The organism is Anaeromyxobacter oryzae (genome assembly GCF_023169945.1).
Lineage (GTDB): Bacteria > Myxococcota > Myxococcia > Myxococcales > Anaeromyxobacteraceae > Anaeromyxobacter > Anaeromyxobacter oryzae.
Genome location: NZ_AP025591.1, coordinates 5123707 through 5146104, shown reverse-complemented (window position 1 = coordinate 5146104; position 22398 = coordinate 5123707). Strand labels below are relative to the sequence as shown.

General features: G+C 74.8%; 16 protein-coding genes and 1 pseudogene. 9 read left to right on the top strand and 8 right to left on the bottom strand.

Annotated features, from left to right (window positions below):
* Positions 1-48: 48 nt before the first annotated feature.
* On the top strand, positions 49-444 hold the full coding sequence (locus tag AMOR_RS22345; RefSeq protein WP_248354300.1) for a hypothetical protein: 396 nt from the start codon (positions 49-51) through the stop codon (positions 442-444).
* A gap of 27 nt (positions 445-471) precedes the next feature.
* On the opposite strand, the gene AMOR_RS22340 is transcribed toward AMOR_RS22345, so the two are convergent.
* Together AMOR_RS22340 and AMOR_RS22335 are read right to left on the bottom strand one after the other, a co-directional pair.
* Positions 472-1860: a pyridoxal phosphate-dependent decarboxylase family protein gene (locus tag AMOR_RS22340; RefSeq protein ID WP_248354298.1), complete on the bottom strand. Its 1389-nt coding sequence runs from the start codon at positions 1858-1860 to the stop codon at positions 472-474.
* A gap of 90 nt (positions 1861-1950) precedes the next feature.
* Complete coding sequence (locus AMOR_RS22335; protein WP_248354296.1) at positions 1951-2637, bottom strand: hypothetical protein; 687 nt, start codon at positions 2635-2637, stop codon at positions 1951-1953.
* Between the two features lie 202 nt (positions 2638-2839).
* On the opposite strand from AMOR_RS22335, the gene AMOR_RS22330 reads away from it, so the two are divergent.
* Positions 2840-4336, top strand: coding sequence for a carboxypeptidase-like regulatory domain-containing protein (locus AMOR_RS22330; RefSeq protein WP_248354294.1), 1497 nt, complete (start codon positions 2840-2842; stop codon positions 4334-4336).
* A gap of 52 nt (positions 4337-4388) precedes the next feature.
* Here the strand turns inward: AMOR_RS22330 and AMOR_RS22325 are convergent, their stop codons facing one another.
* From AMOR_RS22325 to AMOR_RS22315, 3 genes are all read right to left on the bottom strand, one after another.
* Positions 4389-5867: a methyl-accepting chemotaxis protein gene (locus AMOR_RS22325; RefSeq protein WP_449658180.1), complete on the bottom strand. Its 1479-nt coding sequence runs from the start codon at positions 5865-5867 to the stop codon at positions 4389-4391.
* A gap of 361 nt (positions 5868-6228) precedes the next feature.
* Positions 6229-6774, bottom strand: coding sequence for a hypothetical protein (locus AMOR_RS22320; RefSeq protein WP_248354290.1), 546 nt, complete (start codon positions 6772-6774; stop codon positions 6229-6231).
* Between the two features lie 176 nt (positions 6775-6950).
* Positions 6951-9062, bottom strand: a complete 2112-nt coding sequence (locus AMOR_RS22315; protein WP_248354288.1) for an ATP-binding protein — start codon at positions 9060-9062, stop codon at positions 6951-6953.
* A gap of 137 nt (positions 9063-9199) precedes the next feature.
* Here AMOR_RS22315 and AMOR_RS22310 point away from each other — a divergent pair, with 137 nt between their 5' ends.
* Both AMOR_RS22310 and AMOR_RS22305 read left to right on the top strand, forming a co-directional pair.
* On the top strand, positions 9200-14773 hold the full coding sequence (locus AMOR_RS22310) for a HAMP domain-containing protein (protein WP_248354286.1): 5574 nt from the start codon (positions 9200-9202) through the stop codon (positions 14771-14773).
* Entirely contained in the window at positions 14770-15372 is a 603-nt protein-coding gene (locus AMOR_RS22305; protein WP_248354284.1) for a hypothetical protein, read from the top strand. Before AMOR_RS22310 ends, AMOR_RS22305 begins: the two co-directional genes overlap by 4 nt.
* Before the next feature lie 89 nt (positions 15373-15461).
* Here AMOR_RS22305 and AMOR_RS22300 read toward each other — a convergent pair whose 3' ends face one another.
* Together AMOR_RS22300 and AMOR_RS22295 are read right to left on the bottom strand one after the other, a co-directional pair.
* Positions 15462-16340: a hypothetical protein gene (locus AMOR_RS22300; protein WP_248354282.1), complete on the bottom strand. Its 879-nt coding sequence runs from the start codon at positions 16338-16340 to the stop codon at positions 15462-15464.
* Positions 16341-16459: 119 nt separating this feature from the next.
* Positions 16460-18238: a cytochrome c3 family protein gene (locus AMOR_RS22295; protein ID WP_248354280.1), complete on the bottom strand. Its 1779-nt coding sequence runs from the start codon at positions 18236-18238 to the stop codon at positions 16460-16462.
* A 171-nt stretch (positions 18239-18409) separates the two neighbouring features.
* Here AMOR_RS22295 and AMOR_RS22290 point away from each other — a divergent pair, with 171 nt between their 5' ends.
* The 3 genes and pseudogenes from AMOR_RS22290 to AMOR_RS22285 all read left to right on the top strand — a co-directional run bounded on the left by AMOR_RS22290 (position 18410) and on the right by AMOR_RS22285 (position 20545).
* A complete protein-coding gene (locus AMOR_RS22290; protein ID WP_248354278.1) occupies positions 18410-18652 on the top strand; it encodes a hypothetical protein in 243 nt (80 codons plus the stop codon).
* 18 nt (positions 18653-18670) lie between these two features.
* Positions 18671-19090, top strand: a pseudogene (locus AMOR_RS29870) (chemotaxis protein CheW); the annotation flags it as partial.
* Positions 19091-19972: 882 nt separating this feature from the next.
* On the top strand, positions 19973-20545 hold the full coding sequence (locus AMOR_RS22285) for a LysM peptidoglycan-binding domain-containing protein (RefSeq protein ID WP_248354276.1): 573 nt from the start codon (positions 19973-19975) through the stop codon (positions 20543-20545).
* Here the strand turns inward: AMOR_RS22285 and AMOR_RS22280 are convergent.
* Positions 20520-20861, bottom strand: coding sequence for a hypothetical protein (locus tag AMOR_RS22280; protein ID WP_248354274.1), 342 nt, complete (start codon positions 20859-20861; stop codon positions 20520-20522). The two genes, AMOR_RS22285 and AMOR_RS22280, sit on opposite strands and share 26 nt — an antisense overlap.
* A 68-nt stretch (positions 20862-20929) precedes the next feature.
* Between AMOR_RS22280 and AMOR_RS22275 the strand changes: the two genes are divergently transcribed.
* Both AMOR_RS22275 and AMOR_RS22270 read left to right on the top strand, forming a co-directional pair.
* Positions 20930-21874 carry a LysR family transcriptional regulator gene (locus AMOR_RS22275; protein WP_248354272.1) on the top strand — a complete coding sequence of 315 codons (945 nt, stop codon included), beginning with the start codon at positions 20930-20932 and terminating at the stop codon, positions 21872-21874.
* Positions 21875-21998: 124 nt separating this feature from the next.
* Entirely contained in the window at positions 21999-22385 is a 387-nt protein-coding gene (locus tag AMOR_RS22270) for a DUF4259 domain-containing protein (protein ID WP_248354270.1), read from the top strand.
* Positions 22386-22398: the final 13 nt, after the last annotated feature.

Sequence of the window (22398 nt, the reverse complement as noted above, 5' to 3'; positions counted from 1 at the left end):
GGGCCGGCGCCACGCGACGGCCTCACCTTCGGATCACTGGAGGTCGGCATGCTCCGCGTCGTCCCGCCCGCGCTGCACGGCGTTCTCGACTACGTCGTCGCGGCGGCGCTCGTCATCGCGCCGACGCTGCTCGGCGCGTCCGGCGGCGCCGCTGCCATCTGCTTCGTGCTCGGCGTCGGGCAGGCCGCCATGAGCCTCGTGACCGCCTACCCGCTCGGCGTGGTGCCGGTCGTGCCGTTCTGGGCTCACGGGGTGGTGGAGGTCGGATCGGCGGCGCTCCTCCTGTTCCTCGGCCTCCTCACCGGCCCTGCGAGCGGGCTCTTCGTCGTCGTGGCCCTGGCGATCTTCGGCCTCGCGGCGCTCACCGACTACCGGGCGACAGATCGCGATCCGGCGCTCCGCCGTCCCGCGCATGCGCGGGTCTCCGCGCGCCGGCGCTCCTGAGAGCTCGCGCGAAGGGGACGGCCCGGCTCACCCCACCCCCTCCCCTGCCGCCAGCACCTCCTGGACCACCTCCTCCACGTCGGCGTCGGTGGTCCGGTGGTTCACGAAGCACGCGCGGAGCGCGAAGACGCCGCCGACCACCGCGTTCGACAGGTACACCCGCCCGCGCGCGTTCACCGCCCGCAGCAGCGCTGCGTTCCGGGCGTCGGCGTCCGCCGGCCAGCGGTGCCGGAAGCAGACGGCGGAGAGGTCGCCGGCGGCGAGCAGCTCGAGCCGCGGCTCCGCGGCGACGCGCGCCGCGAGGGCGCGCGCGTGCGCGAGGTCCCGGGCGATGGCGGCGCGGAACGCACCCAGGCCGTGGAACTGGATCGACGTCCAGAGCCGGAGCGCCCGGAAGCGCCGCGACAGCTCGACGGACTCGTCGAAGAACGCGAAGCCCTCGACGGCGTCGTCGGAGCCGGTCTTCACGTACTCGCCGGAGTCGGAGAACGCGCGGCGCGCGGCGGCGGCGTCCCGGAAGAGGAGGCACCCGCAGTCGACGGCCTGGTAGAGCCACTTGTGCGCGTCCACCGAGAGCGAGTCCGCACGGCGGAGCCCGGCGAGCCGGTCCGGCGCGGCGAGCGCGGCGAGCGCGCCGTACGCGCCGTCCACGTGGAGCCAGGCGCCGTACCGCGCCGCGACGTCGGCGATCGCGTCGAGCGGATCGATGGCGCCCGTCGCGACGGTGCCGGCCGTGGCGACCACCGCGATCGGGCGCCGCCCCGCCGCGACGTCCTCCGCGAGCGCGCGCTCGAGGGCGTCGACGCGCATCCGCTGCGCGCCGTCCACCGCGATCCGCCGCAGGTTCCGCGTACCGATCCCGAGGAGCGCGACCGCCTTCGGGATGGACATGTGGACCTCCTCGGACGCGTAGACGACGCCCTCGGGGCGGCCCGCCTCGCGCGCCGGCGCCCGCCCCTCCCGCGCCATCGCGAGGCCCATGAGGTTCGCGGCCGAGCCGCCGCCGGTCAGGCTCCCGCCGAACCCGCCGCAGCCGAGCGCGGCCGCGAGCCAGCTCACCACCGTGCGCTCCACGGTGACCGCGGCGGGAGAGGACCGCCACGCGGTGACGTTCTGGTTGAGGACGCTCGCGAGGAGGTCCGCGACCGCGCCGGCCGGCTCGCCCGATCCGAGCACGTACCCGAGGAACCGGCCGTTCTGCGCGCGGGCGCGGGGCAGGACCTCGCGCAGGCGGTCCACGACGGCGTGCCCGAGCCCCACCTCCGGCGCCTCGCCGCCGAGGGCGGCGATCGCCTCTGCGCCGCGGGTCCGCGGCGCGATGGGACGGCGGTCCAGGTCGTCGAGCCAGTCGCGGGCGAGGCGCGCGACGGCGTCCGCGAGGCGAAGCCACTCGTCCGTCGGGAGATCGGTGGGCATGCGCCGTTGCATGCCCCTTCGCCGCGGACGACGCAAGCGCGCCGTCGCGGCGACGCGTCTGCGGCGGTGCTCCGCCCACGGATGAGGGGGCTAGGGCGCGGGCGAGTGAGCCGCCGCCGCGGCGACCCGCCGGCGCACCCCGCGCGACTCGGCCAGCACGGAGCCGGTCACCGCGTCCCGGGTCCGGAGCGCGACGATGTTCACGACGAGCGCAGGTGCGGGCGCGGCCTGGGCGCCGACCACCTCGACCTCGAGCTCGTGCACCACGCGCCGAGCCGGGTTCGTGCGGACGAACTCGAGCGCCTGCTCCCGCGGGACGGCCACGCTCGAGAACGCGCCGCCGTTCTTGAACACGACGAGGTACCCGAGCTCCTCGTTGCAGTAGTCGCCCGTGCCGAACCGCACGACGGCGCCCTCGTGGAGCGAGGTCGGGAAGCCGCCCACCGCGAGGTCGTACCCGCCGAGCGCCTGCGACACCGGCACGAGCCAGCGCGCCGTCGCCGCGGCCTCGGCGCTCGCCTGCGAGAGCGACGCGCGGGCGCGCTCGGCCGCGGCCCGGCGGGCGGCCGGATCGAGCTCGCCGCAGACCTCGCCGTACCACGAGACGAGGCGATCGTCCGGCGCCGGCGTGGCGGTCTGCTGATGGTAGAGCAGCGCGGTCTGGAGCGGGCCGAGGATGGGCCGGTCCGACATCGGCACCGACGGCGGCGTCGGCCGGGGCGCCGGGACGGCGGCGCAGGACGCGAGCAGGACGGCGGCGAGGACGGCGAGTCTCATGGTTGCACGCTCCGGGGGCGACTCCGGGTATTATCCACCGAAGGTGCGGGGCCGCGCCGCCCCGCGCCGACGTGACGGCGACGCGGACCTCGGGTCACTGGCGCACCGGCACATCTCCTGGAAAGACGTGACCGTCCGCCGACACGGCGGGTCGGTCGCAGCGTCTCGGACGTCCAACACCTCGTCAGAATGGAGCACGCGAATGTCACGAAACCTCCGACCTTTCCTGCTTGCCGCTGCGCTGCTCGCGGCCTGCGGAAAGAAGAGCAACGGCTGTGACCTGGCGGCACGCTCGGGCTGCAGCGACGGCCTCGTGTGCGAGGCCGTGGTCGGCGGCAGCGGCGGCGCTTGCTTCGAGCCGGTGGTGCTCGAGGGGACGGTGTACGACCTGTCGGTCGGGAAGGCGACCGGCGCGATCTCCGGCGCGCGCGTCGTCGCGGTGGACGTGAACGGCGCGCCGGTGGCGCCCGTCGCGATCTCCTCGGCGACGGGCTACACGGTGCAGGTTCCGGCGCCCCGGGCGCCCGACGGGACGCCGGCCGATCCCGACGTCACCCTGCGCGCCGACGCCAGCGGGTTCGAGCCGTTCCCCGGCGGCATCCGCGTGGCGCTGCCCGTCTCCGCCGCCGGCGCCGTCCACGGCCAGGGGCGCTGGACGATCTCGAACCCCCTCACCGACGTGGGGCTCGTAGCGCTCGCGCCCGCGGACGCCGCGGCGCGCTCCGCGGCGCTGCACGGCCACGTGGCGGTGCCGCCGGACCAGGCGGGCGTGATGGTCGCCGCGGAGACGACCGGCGCGACACCGAAGGGCTACACCACCGTCGCGAGCGCCGACGGCGCGTACGCCGTCCTGAACCTCCCGCCGGGCGACTACACCGTCCGCGCGTACGCCCGCGGCTCGAGCTACGAGTCGAAGGCGCAGACGCTCCAGGCGGGCGACGACGCCCAGGTGGACCTCGCGCGGACGGGCGCCGCGACCGCGACGGTGCAGGGCAGCGTGAAGCTCGTCTCCGGCTCGCTTCCGGTCGGCACCACGTTCCACACGTCCGTCATCCTCGTGCTCGCGTCCACGTTCGACGATCCGGCGGGCACGGGCCAGACGCTCGGCCGCGGCGACGCCATCCCCGGCCTGCGCGCTCCGGACGGCGGCGCGGCGCCGTCGATCACGTCCGCGTACTCCATCGCCGGCGTTCCGGACGGCCGCTACGTCGCGCTGGCCGGGTACGAGAACGACGACGTGGTCCGGCAGATCTCGGGCCAGGGCGGGACCGCGCCGGTCTTCCTCACCGTTGCGGGCGGGGTCGTCACCGGCGATCAGGTGACCGCGGGCGCGGTGAACGAGTTCAAGATGGTCGCCGCGGTCCCGCTCTACGCGCCGGGCGCGGACGCGCCCGCGGACGTGATCGGCGCCCCGACGTTCGACTGGGGCGACACCTCCTCCACGGACTTCTACCGGGTGCGCCTGCTCGACACGTCCGGCAACGAGGTCTGGACGGCCGATCTGGACCCGAGGACCACCCCGCTCTGCGTCGCGAAGCACTGCACCGTCGCCTACCCGTCGGCGGCGCCCTCGCTCTCCGACGGGCTCACGTACCAGCTCCGCGTCGAGGCCTGGGGGACCAACGCGAGCCTCCCGGTCATCAACAGCCGGACCGAGGACCTGCGCGGCATCTTCACCTGGCACGCGCCGGCGCCGTAGCGACCGCGGGCCGGCGGCGCCGTTCTCCCGGTCGCCGCCGGCCGCGCCCCCTTCACCCCACCCGCCGCAGCCGCTCGGCCGCCGGGTCCGCGAGCGCGGGCGCACCGCGCGCGACCGCCGACCGCTCGTCCCGAGCGTCCCGCACCTGGAAGTACGCGACGAGCTGCTGCAGCGCCTCCGCCTGCGAGGCCAGCTCCTCGGCCGTGGAGGACAGCTCCTCGGCGGCGGCCGCGTTCCGCTGCGTCACCTGGTCGACCACCGACATCGCCGTCGTCACCTGCGCGACGCCGGCGGTCTGCTCCGCGGACCCCGCCGCCACCTCCTCGACGAGGTTCGAGGTCCGCCGGATGGCCGGGACGAGCTCCACGATGAGCTTGGCCGAACGGCCCGCCACGTCGACGCTCGATCCCGCCAGCGCCCCGATCTCCTTCGCGGCGCGCTGCGATCGCTCCGCGAGCTTCCGGACCTCGCCCGCGACCACCGCGAACCCGCGACCGTGCTCGCCCGCGCGCGCCGCCTCGATCGCGGCGTTCAGCGCGAGCAGGTTCGTCTGGTAGGCGATCTCCTCGACGATCGAGGTCTTCTCCGCGATGGCCTTCATCGCGTCGGCGGTCTCGGCGACGATGCGGCCGCTCCTCTCGGCGTCGTCGGCGCCCTGCTTGGCGAGGTGCTCCGTCCTGCGCGCGCTCGCCACGTTCTGCTCGATGGCGGCGCTCATCCGCTGCAGCGCGCCGGTCATCTCGTCGGCGCTCGCGGCCTGCTCGCCGGTACCCTGCGAGAGCGCCTGCGAGGCCGTCGAGACGTGCTGGGAGGCCGTCGCGAGCGCGTCGGCGCCCGCGCGGACCTCGCCGATCACGTCGGCGAGGCGCCGGGCCATCGCCGCCATCGCCCCGAGGAGGCGCCCGAGCTCGTCGTGGCTCGTCACGGCGATCTCCTCGCGGAGATCGCCCGCGGCGATCCGGTCGGCGGCGGCGACGGCCCGCGCGAGCGGCCCCGTGATGCTGCGCGCGACGATCCAGGCGAAGGCGGCGAGGACGAGCAGGATCAGCGCGCCCGCTCCGAGGACGCGCCGCGCCTCCGCCGCCGCCGCCGCGTCGAGGTCGTCGAGGTACACGCCGGAGCCGACCACCCATCCCCACGGCGCGAAGAGCTTCACGTACGAGATCTTGCGCACCGGCACCGACGAGCCCGGCTTCGGCCAGAGGTACGCGACGTACCCGCCGGCCGCGTCTCGCCGCGCCACGTCCACGAACTCCACGAAGAGCCGCTTGCCCGCCGGGTCGACGTCGCGAGAGAGATCCTTCCCGTCCAGCTCCGGCTTCACCGGGTGCACCACCATCCGCGGCTCGAGGTCGTTCACCCAGAAGTACTCGCGCCCCTCGTACCGGACCGCGCGGATCGCCTCGATCGCCGCGCGCTGCGCGTCGGCGACCGCGAGCCGGCCCTCCGTGACCTGGCGGCCGTAGTGCGCGAGGACGCCGTGGATGGTCTCCACCGCGGCGCGGACCTTCGCCTCGCGCTCCGCGAGCATCCGCGCCTCCAGCACGTGGATCGACTCCCAGCCGAGGAGCGCGAGCCCGATGGCCCCGGCGAGCAGCATCAGCCGGAGCTTGGTCGCGACGTTGAAGGTTCCGGACGATCTACCCATTCGACGCTCCTCGGTGCCGTGGGGTGGGTGGTTGCAGGGAGCCGGTTGGAAGACCCGTACCACCTGCACGCGTCGAGTAAGGATCCGCGGCCGCGCGCATCCGTTTCCAGCAGTTTCGGGGAGTTCGCCCCGTGCGCCGGTCCGGCGCAAGCGCTGCGGTGCGCGCAACGTCCGGGAGGCCTTCCGGACCCGGGGTCGCGCGCGCCCCGGAGGAACCCGACACCGGCGCACGCGCTCGGAGCGCTCAGCCGGCCCGCTCGCGGCTGCCGAACCGGATGAGGTCGCGCTCACCTCGCGCGAACGCGGCGAGGAGCGGCTCGGGCCCGCGCGTCCGCGCGTCGGCGAGCTCGCTCGGCGAGAGGAACGTGGCCATCGACACCTGCACCACCTCTGCGTCGAACCGGACTGCGTCCGGAACACCCGGGAACCAGCGGCCGGAGCCCGGGGGCAGGAGCGCCACGCCGGCGCGCCCATGCCCGGCGAGGTACGGATCGTCGAGCGCGAGCACGTGGACGTCCGCGTCGGCGGGCGCCTCGTGCGCGGCGCGGGCGAGGATCGGGCCGACGCGCACCGGGTCGGCGCCCGTCAGCGTGAGCACGACCCGGCGGCTCGCGCGCGCGAGGGTGAAGACCGCGGACGTGCCCGGGACGGCCGCGAGCGGCGCGGCCGCGATCACCTCGGCGCCGCCGCCGGCGAGCGGCGACACCCAGCAACGCCCGCGCGTGGAGATCGGGAGCCGCTCGAGGAGGTACGCGAGGATCTGCGCCTCGAGGCGGCTCAGGGTCTCCATCCGCGGCGAGCTTGCCACGTCGGGCGGCGGCTGTCGCGAGGGCGTCCCGCCGCGGGGGCGCGGCCGCCGGCCGGCGCCTCATCCGGGCGGGCGAGCGGGGTGGACGGCCCCCGTGCGGCGGATCGCTCCCGCGCGCTGGCCGCGGCCGCCGCCGGGCCCATTTTCCGGTGGCGACGCTACGGCGCGGCCGCCTCGAGCGGCGCGTCGAGCGCGCGCGCATCGACGGACGGCAGCTCCACGCGGAAGGTCGCGCCCTGCCCGGGCGCGCTCTCGAGCGTGAGGTGCCCGCCGTGCGCCTCGGCGATCTTGCGAGCGATGTACAGCCCGAGCCCGAGGCCGCCGCTCGCCGCGCGCCGCCCCTGGGCGAAGGGATCGAAGATGCGCGCGCGCTCGGCCTCGGAGATGCCCGGGCCCGCGTCAGCCACGAGGACGAACACGCCGTCCTCGCCGCGCCCGGCGCGGACGGCCACCTCCCCCTTCCCGCCGTGGCGCACCGCGTTCGCGACCAGGTTCGTGAGGAGCTGCTCCACGCGGGTCCGGTCGCAGCGCGCGACGAGCCCGGGCTCCGCCTCGACGCGCAGCGTCCGCCCCTCCCCCGTGAGCACGTCGTCGAACCGGCCGGCCACGTCCCGGACGATCTCCGCGACGTCGCACGTCGCGAGCTCCAGCGTCAGCCGCTCGGAGCGTGCGCGGGCGAGATCCAGGACGCTGTTCACGAGGGCGGAGAGCCGTCCCACCTGTCGCGCCATGGAGCGAACGCGCTTCTGGAGATCGTCCTGCCGCTCGGGGGGGACGCCGAGGCGCCCGTCCGCCACGAGCTGCTCGAGGAGCCGCGCCTGGAGGTTGAGGGCCGTGAGGGGCGTGCGCAGCTCGTGCGACGCGACCGACAGGAACTCCTCCCGGGCTTGCACGGCGTTCCGCGTGTCCTCGTGCAGGAGCGCGTTGTCGACCGTCTGCGCGACGCGGGCGCCGAGCTCCTCGGCCGTGTCCCGCGGCCGGCCCACGAACCGGAGCGGATCCTCGGCGAGCAGGCAAAGCGTGCCGATCCGCTGCGCGCGCACGACGAGGGGCACCACGAGCGCGATCCGCACGCCGAGCCGGGCGACGGCGGCGCGCGCGTCCTCCGCCCCGTCCTCGAGCGGCGCGTCCGCCGCGAGCACGTCGGTCACCTCGACCGCGCGGAGCCGCTCGAGCGAGAGGCCCGCGAGCGCGGCGCGCACGTCGCGCTCCCGCGCGGGGTTCGCGTGCGCGACGGCGACCACGGGGGCGGCGCCGGCCGGCGCGACCTCGACGAGGCAGGCGTCCGCGAGCGGCCCTGCCGCCATCCGGCACGCGGCGTTGACGCTGCTGCGGACGTCGAGCGAGCGCGACAGCTCGGCCGACGCCGCCGACAGGAACCCGATCGCCTCGCGGCTCCGCACCGCGTCGGTGACGTCCACCGAGAGCCCGTGCAGCTCGAGCCGCCCGGGCTCCTCGCCCACGAGGAGCCGCACGGTCGTCTCGAACGAGGCCACCCGCCCGTCCGCGCGGAGGAAGCGGTGCTCGAGGGACGCGGGCGCGCCGCCCGCCTCGAGCGACCGGACGACCGCGACGAACCGCTCTCGCTCCTCTCGCGGGAGGCGCTCCATCCAGAGGCGGGGGTCGGACAGGCACTGCTCGGGGCTGAAGCCGAGCACCTTGCGGACGCTCGGGCTCGCGAAGGTGCAGGCGAGCGAGACGGGATCCAGGAGCCACACGACCGCATCCGTGAGCGCCTGGACCACGGTCTGGTACCGGCGCTGCATGGCCTGCTGCCGCCGCAGCGCCCGGAGCTCCAGCTCCGCCAGCGCGTGCGCGTGCTCGCGCCGCTCGGCTTCCCGCAGCAGCTCCGCCTGGCGCTGGATCTCGAGCCGCGCGCGGTGGAGCGCCACGAAGCCGGCGACCTTGGAGCGGAGCACCTCCGGCTGGACGGGCTTCAGGAGGTAGTCGATCCCGCCGCTCTCGTAGCCGGCGAGCACGTGCCGCTCCTCCGCGCCGAACGCGGTGACGAACACGATGGGGATGGTCCGCGTCCGCTCGTTCCGCCGGATGAGCCGGGCCGTCTCGTAGCCGTCGAGCTCCGGCATGTTCACGTCCATCAGGATCACCGCGCACTCGTCCTTGAGCAGGAACCGGAGCGCCTCGGCGCCCGACTCCGCCTTCACGATCCGGTAGTTCGGGGACGCGAGCGCCGACTCGAGCGCGAGCAGGTTCGCGGGGCGGTCGTCGACCAGGAGGATGGTCGCGGTGCTTCGATCCGGTGGGCTCATGCGTGGGCCTCCGACAGGTGGGCCCGGAGCGCCTCTGCGCCAACGACCCGCTTGGCGCTCGCGCGCCTCACGCGCGGGCACTGTACGCCCCCGAGGTACGAGCCCAAGGTGACGCGTTTCCTGCGGAGGCTCCCCGAATGAAGAACCGATCCCGGACGACCGGCTCGCGGCTCGGCGGCCCTCACGGCGCCCGCTCGCCGGCCGGCGGCACCGCGTCCCGGACCGCCCCCGGCGGCGCGCCCCGGAAGAGCGACGCCGCGCCCCCGCCGCCGGGCTTCGCGCGCAGGCGACCGGACGAGACCGAGTGGGATCTGCTCTCGCGCGGGAGCCAGGAGGAGGTCGCGCAGCTCGTCGACGTCCTCAAGGCGGTGAAGCAGGGCGACTTCAGCGTGCGCCTGCCCTACGAGAGGGACGGCATCCTCGCCCGCGCCGGCGAGCTCCTGAACGACATCATCGGGCTGAACGAGCACCTCGCGCACGAGCTGCTCCGCGTCGGCAAGATCGTCGGCCAGGAGGGGCGCATGACCGAGCGCGCCTCCGTGGGGCCCGCCAAGGGAGCGTGGGCCACGAGCATGAACGCCGTGAACCAGCTCATCGGCGACCTCGTGGCGCCCACGAACGAGGTCGCGCGCGTCATCACCGCCGTGGCGAAGGGAGATCTCTCCCAGAAGATGTCGCTCGAGATCGAGGGCCGCCCGGTCCGGGGCGAGTTCCTGCGCATCGGCACCACCGTGAACGCGATGGTGGACCAGCTCAACTCGTTCGCGGCGGAGGTGACCCGCGTCGCGCGGGAGGTCGGCACGGAGGGCAAGCTCGGCGGCCAGGCCGACGTAAAGGGCGTGTCGGGCACCTGGCGTGACCTCACCGACAACGTGAACGGCCTGGCCGCGAACCTCACCGCCCAGGTGCGGAACATCGCGAAGGTGACGACCGCCGTCGCGAAGGGGGACCTGTCGCAGAAGATCACCGTCGACGCGAAGGGCGAGATCCTCGAGCTCAAGAACACCATCAACGTGATGGTCGACCAGCTCTCCTCCTTCGCCGCGGAGGTGACCCGCGTCGCGAAGGAGGTCGGCACGGAGGGCAAGCTCGGCGGCCAGGCCGACGTGAAGGGCGTGTCGGGCACCTGGAAGGACCTCACCGACAACGTGAACGGCCTCGCCGCGAACCTGACGAGCCAGGTCCGGAACATCGCGAAGGTGACGACCGCCGTCGCGAACGGCGATCTCTCGCAGAAGATCACCGTCGAGGCCAAGGGCGAGATCTACGAGCTCAAGAACACGATCAACACAATGGTGGACACGCTCCGGTCCTTCGCGGCGGAGGTGACCCGCGTCGCGAAGGAGGTCGGCACCGACGGGAAGCTCGGCGGCCAGGCCGACGTGCGCGGCGTGTCCGGCGTCTGGAAGGACCTCACCGACAACGTGAACACGATGGCCTCGAACCTCACGGTGCAGCTCCGCGACGTCTCGAAGGTCGCCATCGCCATCGCGCACGGGGATCTCGGCCAGAAGATCACCGTCGACGTGAAGGGCGAGATCCTCCAGATCAAGGACGTCATCAACCGGATGGTCGATCAGCTGAACTCGTTCGCCGCGGAGGTGACACGCGTCGCGCGCGAGGTCGGCACGGAGGGCAAGCTCGGCGGCCAGGCCAACGTGCGCGGCGTGTCCGGGACGTGGAAGGACCTCACCGACAACGTGAACGCGATGGCGTCGAACCTCACCGTCCAGCTCCGGGACGTGTCGAAGGTCGCGACCGCCATCGCGAACGGCGACCTCACGCAGAAGATCACCGTCGACGTGAAGGGCGAGATCCTCCAGATCAAGGACGCGACCAACAAGATGGTCGACCAGCTGAACTCGTTCGCAGCGGAGGTGACCCGCGTCGCGCGCGAGGTCGGCACCGAGGGCAAGCTCGGGGGCCAGGCCAACGTGAAGGGCGTGTCGGGCACCTGGAAGGACCTCACCGACAACGTGAACGCGATGGCGACGAACCTCACCGTCCAGCTCCGGGACGTGTCGAAGGTCGCGACCGCCATCGCGAACGGCGACCTCGGCCAGAAGATCACGGTCGACGTGAAGGGCGAGATCCTCCAGATCAAGGACGTCATCAACAAGATGGTGGACCAGCTGAACTCGTTCGCCGCGGAGGTGTCGCGCGTCGCGCGCGAGGTCGGCACCGAGGGCAAGCTCGGGGGCCAGGCCAACGTGAAGGGCGTGTCGGGGACGTGGAAGGACCTCACCGACAACGTGAACGGCCTCGCCGCGAACCTCACCAACCAGGTCCGCAACATCGCCCTCGTGACGACGGCGGTCGCGAACGGCGACCTCTCCCAGAAGATCACCGTCGAGGCGCGCGGCGAGATCTACGAGCTCAAGAACACCATCAACGTGATGGTGGACCAGCTCCGGTCCTTCGCGGCGGAGGTGACGCGCGTCGCGAAGGAGGTCGGCACGGAGGGCAAGCTCGGCGGCCAGGCCGACGTGAAGGGCGTCTCCGGCACGTGGAAGGACCTCACCGACAACGTGAACGTCCTCGCCGCGAACCTCACCACGCAGGTGCGCAACATCGCGAAGGTGACGACCGCGGTCGCGAAGGGCGACCTCTCGCAGAAGATCACGGTCGAGGCGAAGGGCGAGATCCTCGAGCTCAAGAGCACGATCAACGTGATGGTCGATCAGCTGAACTCGTTCGCCGCGGAGGTGACCCGCGTCGCGAAGGAGGTCGGCACGGAGGGCAAGCTCGGCGGCCAGGCGGAGGTCGAGGGCGTCAGCGGCACCTGGAAGGACCTCACCGACAACGTGAACGTCCTCGCGGCGAACCTCACGAATCAGGTGCGGAACATCGCGAAGGTGACGACCGCCGTCGCGAAGGGCGACCTCTCGCAGAAGATCACCGTCGATGCGAAGGGCGAGATCCTCGAGCTCAAGAACACCATCAACGTGATGGTCGATCAGCTGAACTCGTTCGCCGCGGAGGTGACCCGCGTCGCGAAGGAGGTCGGCACCGACGGGAAGCTCGGCGGCCAGGCCGACGTGCGCGGCGTGTCGGGCGTCTGGAAGGACCTCACCGACAACGTGAACTTCATGGCCTCGAACCTGACCATGCAGGTCCGGGGCATCATCAAGGTCGTGACCGCCATCGCGAACGGCGACCTCACGCAGAAGTTCGTCCTCGAGGCGAAGGGCGAGGTCGCCGCGCTCGCCGAGACGATCAACGACATGACGGACACCCTCCGGACCTTCGCGGATCAGGTGTCCACCGTCGCGCGCGAGGTCGGCATCGAGGGGAAGCTCGGCGCGCAGGCGCGCGTGCCCGGCGTGTCGGGCGTCTGGAAGGACCTCACCGACAACGTGAACTTCATGGCCTCGAACCTCACGAAGCAGGTGCGCGGCATCGTGAAGGTCGTGACCGCGGTCGCGAACGGCGACCTGTCGCAGAAGTTCGTCCTCGAGGCGAAGGGCGAGGTCGCCGCGCTGGCGGAGACCATCAACTCGATGACGGACACCCTCCGCATCTTCGCGGACGAGGTGACGACGGTCGCCCGCGAGGTCGGCATCGAGGGGAAGCTCGGCGGCCAGGCGAAGGTGCCGGGCGCGGCGGGCACCTGGCGCGACCTCACCGACAACGTGAACCAGCTCGCCGGCAACCTGTCCTCGCAGGTGCGCGCCATCGCGGAGGTCTCGACCGCGGTGACGAAGGGCGACCTCACCCGGTCCATCACCGTCGAGGCGCAGGGCGAGGTCGCCGCCCTGAAGGACAACGTGAACCAGATGATCGCGACGCTGAAGGAGACGTCGCAGAAGAACAACGAGCAGGACTGGCTGAAGACGAACCTCGCGAACTTCTCCTCCATGATGCAGGGGCAGCGGAACATCGTCTCCGTCGCCCAGGCGGTGATGTCCGAGCTGACCCCGCTCGTGAACGCGCAGCACGGCGCCTTCTTCATCGTCGAGCCTGGGACGGACGAGAAGGCCGGGGCGCTCCTGAACCTGGTGGCGAGCTACGGGTTCGGCGGGCGCAAGACCCTCTCGCACTCCTACCGCCTGAAGGAGAGCCTCATCGGGCAGTGCGCGTTCGAGAAGAAGCGCATCGTGGTGACGCACGTGCCGGAGGACTTCATCTACGTCGCGTCCGGCATGGGCGAGGCGCGCCCCCGCTGCGTCGTCGTCCTGCCGGTCCTCTTCGAGGACGAGATCAAGGCGGTCATCGAGCTCGCCTCGTTCCGCGACTTCAGCCCGAACCACCTCGCGTTCCTCGACCAGCTCATGGAGAACGTGGGCGTCATCCTGAACATGATCTCCTCCTCGATGCGCACGGAGGAGCTGCTGCAGGAGCTGAAGCGATCCAACGCCGAGCTGGAGGCGCAGGCCGCCGAGCTGAACGAGAAGGCGCGGCTGCTCGAGCAGAAGAACTCGGAGGTCGAGCTCGCGAGCCGGAGCCTCGAGGAGAAGGCGGAGCAGCTGCAGCTCATCTCCAAGTACAAGTCCGAGTTCCTCGCGAACATGTCGCACGAGCTGCGGACGCCCCTGAACAGCCTCCTCATCCTCTCGAAGATGCTGGCCGAGAACCGCGACGGGAACCTCACCGCGGAGCAGGTCAAGTTCGCGAGCACCGTGTACACGTCGGGGCACGAGCTCCTCGGGCTCATCAACGAGATCCTCGACCTCTCGAAGGTGGAGGCCGGCAAGATGCCCATCGAGCCGCGCGAGGCCCGGCTCGAGGACGTCCGCGAGTACCTCGAGCAGACCTTCCGGCACGTCGCCGAGCAGAAGGTGCTCGAGTTCCGGATCGAGATGGGCACCGACCTGCCGCCGTCGGTGTACACGGACGTGACCCGGCTGCAGCAGATCCTGAAGAACCTCCTCTCGAACGCGTTCAAGTTCACCGACCGCGGCGGGGTCACGCTCTGCGTCGAGCGCGCGCGCCGCGCGGGGTCACCCCAGCCCGGGCTCCTCGCGTTCGCGGTCCGCGACACCGGCATCGGGATCCCGAAGGACAAGCAGAAGATCATCTTCGAGGCGTTCCAGCAGGCGGACGGCACGACCAGCCGGAAGTACGGCGGCACCGGCCTCGGCCTCACCATCAGCCGCGAGATCGCGCGCCTCCTCGGCGGCACCATCGACGTCGACAGCACGCCCGGCGCGGGCAGCGTCTTCACCGTCGTCATGCCGGAGCGCTACGTCGGGCCCGAGCCGGCCCGGGACGGCGAGGGGCGGGCCACCGAGGACCAGCCGGACCTGAAGGCCTACCCCGCGCTGCCGCCCGGCACGGACCTCTCCGGCCGCACCGTCCTCCTCGCCGACGACGACATGCGGAACCTGTTCGCCATCAACAGCGTGCTCGAGTCGGTGCACCTCAACGTGATCCACGCCCAGACCGGCAAGGAGGCGATCCGCCTCCTCGAGGAGAGCCCGCACGTGGACCTCGTCCTCATGGACACGATGATGCCGGAGATGGACGGCCTCGCCGCGATCCGCGCGATCCGGAAGACGCCGCGCTTCGAGCGGCTGCCGATCGTGTCGCTGACCGCGAAGGCGATGAAGGGCGACCGCGAGAGCGCGATCTCCGCCGGCGCGACCGACTACGTCGCGAAGCCGGTGGATCCGGACCGGCTGATCTCCGTGATCCATCGCTGGCTGTCCGCGGCCGGCGCCGGGGCCGGGGCCGGGGCGGCGACGCTCCAGGCCGCGGAGGACGCGCCATGAAGATCCAGCTCGAAGAGGGATCCCTGGCCGCCGCCGCGGCGGCGCTCGAGGCGGAGCTCTCCGCGCTCGAGGCGCTCGCCCGGGAGGCGGCCCGCCCCTCGCTCACGTCGCGGCGCGCCGTGGAGCAGAGCTCGGCGCGGCTCGGCGCGCTCGCCTCCGCGGAGGAGCGGCTCGCGCCGCGGCTCCAGGCGCTCACCGCGGCGTTCGCCCGGATCGGCGCCCGCCAGCAGGCGCTCGCGGACGCGGTGACCGCCCGCGCCGCCGAGATCCGCGACCGGCGCGCGACGCTCGCCGCGCTCCTCGAGCGCTACGACGGGCTCGGCCGCGGCGCGGCCGAGGTGAACGCGCTCGCCCGGGACGCGCAGGCGGCGCTCGGGCGCGAGGACGGGCCGCCCGCGGTCCTCGACCTCGTGCCCATCGCGGACCGCGTCGCCGCGCTCCTCGACGGCGCCCGCGCCCTCTCCGAGGCGTCGCAGGCGAGCGGGTTCGCGGACCTCGCCTCGGAGGCGCACGCGCTCGAGCAGCAGCTGCTCTCGATGAAGAACCGCCTCGCGCTCGTCGGCGAGCGCGCCCGGGCGGGCCTCGGCGCCGCGAGCTGACCGTGAACCGCTCGTGGTGAGCCTGTCGACCCATGCGCCGGGGCGCCCCCGAGGCTCGGGACGAGCGGGAACCGCGACGAGCGCGCCCGTCAGGGCTTCGCGTCCACCTTCGCCGGCGCCCCGGAGTCGCCCGAGCGCGCAGCGCCGCCGGGCGGCGTGGGCGTACCCGCCGGCTTCGCCGAGGCCTGCTCGGCCACGACGCCCGCGCCGCCTGGCGCCGGCTCGCAGCGCGGCAGCGTCCGCGCGCGCGCCGCCTTGCGACCGAGCGCGGCGCGGAGCGTCCCCGCCGTCCCCGGCTCCGCCGGCGCGGCGCACGCCGGCGACACCGAAAGGGCGGGCGCGGCGGGCGACGTGACGACGGTCGTGGCCGGCGGCGCCCCTTCCGTGCTGCCGCTCAGCTTCCCGTCCGAGGTCGCGCTCGTCGTCGCCGTGGCCGTCGCGGTCGCCGGCGGGAGCGGCTTCTTCGCGGCCTCGCCGAGGTCGCCCGCGATGCGATCGAACGCCTGGAACATGCGGGAGCGATCCTCGTCGCTGCGCGCCGCCAGCGCGGCCCGGTCCGCCTTCACCTCGTCGAGCCGGCTCCTCGCATCCTCGAGGCGGTCCTTGGCGGCTTCGGCGCGCGCCTGCAGCTGCGCGTCGTGCGCGAGCGTGGAGAGCGCGGACTCGTCCAGGCACGCCTTCAGGAGGACGTCCGCCGGCGCGCGCTCCGGGACCGGCTCGCCGCGGCTCCACGCCGCCAGCGCCTGCGTCTGCCACCGCCAGTCCGCCTGCGACACGCACTCCTGGACGATCCGCGTCACGCGGTCGTCGGCCCACTTCGGCTCGGGGCGCTGGCACGGCCCGAGCTCCTCCTTCACGCTGCCGGGCCGCTCGGTGCGGCGCACCCAGCAGCCGTCGCGCTGCACGAGCTTCACCGTCGAGCAGGCGGTCGTGACCGCGAGCGCGATGAGCGCGATCGTCCTGTTCATGGCTCCCTCCCCCCGTGCGGAGCGCGCGCCCAGGCGCGGCCGCCATCGAGGTTAGTGCTCCGGTGTGCGTGCGGGCGACGCCCCACCGGCCCGTGCCCCGGGCGGGCGCGGGGGCGCTGCTACCGCTCGGCGCGCCGTTCCCTGAGCAAGCGCCGGCCGGCGACGTGCGGATCGTGACAGCGGGTGCACGCCGCGTCGGGCGCGTGCCCCGGCACCGCGAGGAACGCCGCCGCCTGGACGTCGTGGCAGCGGCCGCAGAGCGCCGGCGGCGCGGCCGCGAGCAGCCGCGCGCCGGCGGACGCGTGGTTGCGATGACACTCGAGACACTCGCCCGCGCGCGCGGGCAGGTGGGCGACCGCGCCGGGCGCAGCGAGCCGGGCGCGCAGCTCGGAGTGGCAGCCGAGGCAGAGCAGCCCCGCGGGGAACCGCAGGTCCTTCCCCTCGGCGGAGCCGTGTGGATCGTGGCAGAAGGTGCAGGCGCCCGCCTCGAACGGCGCGTGACGCGAGCCGGCCCGCGCCGAGGCGCTCGCCACGCCGGCGTGGCAGCCGGTGCACCGCGCGGCGCCGGACCTCGCGACGAGCGCGGGCGCGTCGCCGTGCGCGGCGTGGCAGTCGAGGCACGCTCCGCGGGCGAACGGCGCGTGCAGGTGCCCGGCGCGCCGCTCGAACATCGCCTCGTGGCAGCCCCGGCAGAGCGCCTCGCGCGGCCGCGCGAGGAGCGCGCGCGCGTCGGACGCGTGCGGCGCGTGGCACGAGGTGCAGCCCGCGGCGGCAGGCGGCGGGTGCGGACGCGCCCCGAGCGCGCCCGCGTGGCACGCGAGGCAGGCCGGGGCGAGGTCCCGCGCGACGAGGTGACGCTCGCCGCCGTGCGGGTCGTGGCAGGCGCCGCACTGGCCCGTCCGCGCGGGCGCGTGGACGAACGCCCGCCGCGCCCACTCCGCCGGCTCGCGGTGGCAGCGCAGGCAGAGCTCCCGCGCCGGCGCCACGAGCAGCCGCGGCTCCGCCGCGCCGTGGGGATCGTGGCACGCGGTGCAGGCGCCGCTCGCCGCGGGTGCGTGAGCGGCGGGAGCGCCCAGCCTCGCCTCGATGGCCGCGTGGCACCGGGTGCAGAGCGCGCGGGGCGGCGCGCGGAGGAAGGCCCTCTCGTCGGAGACGTGCGGGTCGTGGCAGCCGCTGCAGCGCCCCTCCGCCGCGGGCGCGTGCACCACGTTGCGCCGGAGCGGCGCGTCCGCGTCCGGGTGGCACCCGAGGCAGAGCGCCGGCTCGGGCGTCGGACGGGCGAACGGCGCCGAGGACGCCGCCTGCGCGTGGCACGCGGAGCAGTCGGCGACGGCGGGGTGCGGGACCGCGCGCAGGAGCTTCTCGCTCGCCGACGCGTGCGGGCGATGGCACTCGACGCAACGCCCGGGAGCGGGCCGGTACCCGCCGTGCGCCTTCGCGGCGTCGGCGTGGCAGCGCGCGCAGAGCGCCGCCGGGGCATATGCGAGGAGCCGGTCGCGATCGGAGGCGTGCGGCGCGTGGCACGCCGTGCACTTGCCCGCCGCCGGCGCGTGGACGCGCCCGCGGAACGCCTCGCGATCGTGGCACCCGAGGCAGAGCCCCGGCTGCGGCTCGACCAGCGACGCCTCGCCGCCGCCGGGGCCGTGCGGAGCATGGCAGGTCGTGCACGCGCCCCGGTACGGCGCGTGGACGACGCGGCGGGCGCGCTGCTCCGCGATGGCGCCGCGATGGCACGTCACGCACGGCCCGGCGCTCCCGGCGTCGGCGGCCGCGCCGGGCCCGCGGGGACTGCCCGCGCAGGCCGCGAGGGCGGTCGCGGCCGACACCACGAGCGCGGCGACGAGGCGGGCTCCGCGCGCGAGACTCGGGTGGGCGAGCGAGCGATCGGAGGAGCGCATGGGGAGCCGGAGGTTTACCACCCGGCACCGCGGGGCTCCACCGCCGGGGCGCGGAGCCCGCCGTCACCGCGCCTCCCGGCGAGCGGCGCGCCGGGCCGGCCCCGCGCCCTTGTGCCCAGGGCCGGCCGTCGGCAGCTTTTCCGGGCGAGACACTGACCGAGGAGGCGCGGCGTGGCGGACCAGGAACGGAAGGACCCCGAGAACGAGGGCGAGGGAAACCGCAGCGCCGACCGGCGCTACCGCGAGGGCGTCGCCGAGCACCTGCGGAAGGGGAAGGTCGAGCAGGAGGCGGAGGACGCCCGGCGAGACGTGGAGGCGAACCCGGACGAATTCCGGCGCGCCGAGGAGGAAGGGAAGCGGCACAGCGCGGGCGATCTGCCCGACGATCTCGCCGGGAAACCATCCGGGGAGTGAGATCGCGCGCGAGCGCGGATGCGTCGGGGACGGCGGGTTCCACCCGACCCGCGCGAGGGGGTGCACCCGGCGTGCTACCCTCGCGCGGTGCAGCTCCTCGCGTTCGATGCCGGCGGCCTCGCCTGCGCGCTCGACGTGGCGCGCGTGCGCGAGGTGCTCGATCCGGTGGAGCCGACGCCGGTGCCGGGCGCCCCCGCGGCGGCGCCGGGTGTCGTGGCCGTCCACGGCGCGGTGCTGACGTACGTCGAGGTCGCGATCCGGCTCGGCCGCGCGCCCGCCGAAGGCGCGCGCGGCGCGCTGCTGGTCGTCGAGGGGCCTGGCGACGTCGGTGCGTGCGCGCTCCGGGTGGACGCGCTGCGCGGCCTCGAGGCGGCGTCCGAGGGCGACGTGGTCCCGCCGGAGGGAGCGCTCGGCGCGGCGGCCGACGTGCTCGCCGGGATCATCGTGCGCGGCCGACCGTCGGTGCTGCTCGTGCTCGACCTCGACCGGCTGCTCGAGGCGGGGGGCGTACGCGCGAGCGGGCCCGCGAAGCCGGGTGGGAGCGCGGACGCGAGCGACGCGAGCGGGAGGGGGACTGCGAGCGCGGGTGGGACTGCGAACGCGGGCGGGACTGCGAGCGTGGGCGGGACTGCGAGCGTGGGCGGGACTGCGAGCGCGGGTGGGACTGCGAGCGCGGGTGGGACTGCGAACGCGGGTGGGACTGCGAACGCGGGTGGGACTGCGAACGCGCGGGGGACTGCGAACGCGGGCGGGACTGCGAACGCGAGGGGGACTGCGAACGCGAGCGCGAGACTGAACGCGACAGGTCCCGCCGAAGGAAGTTCCCCCTCTCCCCCCGCGCAGCGCAGCGAAGCGGGGGGAGAGGGTCGGGGTGAGGGGGGCGCGTTTGCGAGGACGACGCCGGGCACCGGAGGGTCCCTTCGAAGCGCCGACGCGGGGAGAATGACGAGCGGGAAGGTGCTCGTGGCCCGAGCGGCCCCCCTCACCCCTGCCCTCTCCCCCCGCGCGCAGGTGGATCCTGTATCCGGAGCGCGGGGGGAGAGGGAGAATTCCCGGTGGACCTCGACTTCGACCTCGACCTCGACCTCGACCTCGACGCCTCCGCGAGCGTCGACGCGGACCACCACGTTCACCCCAGCGGTCGCTCCGTCCTCGACTCCCGCGCGCTCGCGTCGGTCGGCATGGCTCGCCGCCATGTTCGTCTGCGCTGCGATCTCGGCCGCGCTCGTGGCCATCCTCGCGTCCGGGCGGGACCACCCTGCCGCCCGTGGCGCGCCGGTGTCCGAAACGTCGAGCTCCGCATCTCGAGTAGCCCGCCCCGTGTCCGCGCACGCGTTCGTGACACCCGCCGCGCCAGCGCGCCCTGCGCTCTCCGACCCGCGTCCGCCGCTCCCCGACCCGCGTCCGCCGCTCCCCGACCCGCGTCCGCCGCTCCCCGACCCGCGTCCGCCGCTCCCCGACCCGCGTCCGCCGCTCCCCGACCCGCGTCCGCCGCTCCCCGACCTGCGCCCTCCGCTCCCCGACCCGCGTCCGCCGCTCCCCGACCCGCGTCCGCCGCTCCCCGACCCGCGTCCGCCGCTCCCCGACTCGCGTCCGCCGCTTCCCGACTCGCGTCCGCCGCTCCCCGACCCGCGTCCCGAGCTCCCCGACCGGCGTCCGCCGCTCCCCGATCGACCGCGCGCGCCCGCCGGCGCGCTCCGCGTCGCGCCCGGCGACTCGCTCTGGCGTCTCGCCGCGATCCACCTCGGCGACCCGCGCGCGTGGCCGCTCCTGTTCGACGCGAACCGCGACGTGGTCCTCGACCCGGACCTGATCACGCCCGGGCAGCGACTCGCGCTGCCGGCCGCGGCCGGCGGCGCCGGCGCACCTAGAGCCGCCGCACGCGGGCGGTGAGCGGCGGCTGCTGCGCCCCGGCCGGCTCCGCCGACGCCGCACCGCCGCCGCGCTCGACCGTGGACCGGAGCGCTGCCGCCTGCTCCGCCACGGCCACCACGAAGTACGCCCAGAGCAGGATCCAACCGAGCACGAGGACGATCGCTCCGCGCGCCACTCCCGGGCGCCGCGGCGTCGAGAAGGGCGCCTGGCCGGACCGTGGGGCTGCCGGAGGCGCCGGGTCGGCGCGCAGCGGCGCGAGCGCCGGTGGCGTGCGCCGGATCGGTCGGGCGCCCCACGCGGGCGACGAGAGGGAGGTTCCGCGGGCCGTCGTCATCGGGTATCTCCTCCTGCAGCGAGCTCCGGACGCTTCGCACGACCGGCGCTTCGATGGGAGGAGTAGCGATGTCCAGGGCGCAGGTGAACGCGCAGGCACGCGCCGCCCCCGCGCAGGAACGCGCGGGGGCGCTCGACTGGGGACACCTCCGCTTCTTCCTGGAGCTGGTCCGCACCGGGAGCCTCTCGCGCGCGGCGCAGCGGCTCGGCGTCGATCGCAACACCGTGGGCCGCCGCGTCGTCGCGCTCGAGGAGGAGCTCGGCCTCGCGCTGTTCGAGCGCGGGCCGCAGGGCTGGACGTGCACCGCGGCCGGCCACGAGCTGTCCGCGCTCGCCTCGCGGGTCGAGGAGGACGTGCTCGCGCTCGCGCGCCACGCCGACGCCCGCGATCGCGGCGTCGAGGGTTCGGTCCGGCTCACCACCGCGACCCATCTCGCCGCGCACCTGCTCGCGCCCGCGCTCCCCGAGCTGCGCGCGCGCCACCCCGCGCTCCTCCTCGAGATCGCCGCCGACCAGCGGACGTTCGATCTCACGCGCCGCGAGGCGGATCTCGCGCTGCGGCTCGGCCGTCCGCGCGACACCGGCCTCGTCACGCGGAAGCTGTCGCCCGTCGCCTACCGGGTCTACGGCTCGCGGGCGTTCGCCGCGGAGCGGCGCGGACGGATCGAGCTGGAGCGCGACCCTGTGGTCGGGTTCGAGGAGAGCCTCTCGCGCACCCCGCAGGAGCGCTGGCTCGACCGGGTGGCGCCGTCGCGGCGCGTCGTCTTCCGCTGCAACAGCACCGCCTCGCTCGTCGCCGCGGCGCGTGCCGGGATCGGAGCCGCCGTCCTCCCCTGCTTCGTCGCCGAGCCGGATCCGGAGCTGGTCCGGCTCGACGGCCCCGAGCCCGTGGACCACGAGCTCTGGCTCCTGGTGCACGGGGATCTCCGCCGGGCGCCGCGGGTCCGCGCCGTGATCGAGTGGGTGGACGGCGTCGTCGACCGCGCCCGCGCCCTCCTCGCCTGCGCCCGGTGACGCCGCTGCCGGCGTGGGGAGCGCACGCCCATCGCCCGAGGTCCACCCACCTGGACAGGTCCGCACGCCCCGTGCTCTCCTTCACTCATCGCGCGGGCCGGGGGGACCGCGGGGAGCGTTCGCGATGGCCTACCCCGATCCCACACCCGGCAACCACGCGCTCGAGCTCATCAGCGAGGCGATGGAGGCAGAGGACGGCCTCGACGTCGTCGCCGATTCGCTGGCCGCCGCCACGTCCGTGGGCGACTGGCTCGAGATCCCCGACGCCGCCGCCGCGCTCGCCGCGGCGGAGCTGGTCGCCGCCGCGCGCGGCGCGCCCTCGCCCGTCCTGCCGGCGGAGGCGGTCGCGTGGGCGGCGCGCACGCCCGGCCTCGCCGCGCTCGCGCCCCGCGCGCGCTCCGCGTGCGAGGCGGTGCGCCGCGGCTCCGAGCTGCGCGAGCGGTGGGAGGAGTCCGGCGGCGTCGCCGCGTGGGACGCGGCCGTCGCCGCGCTGGCGCGCCGGCTCGCGTAGGCCGGCCGCGGCG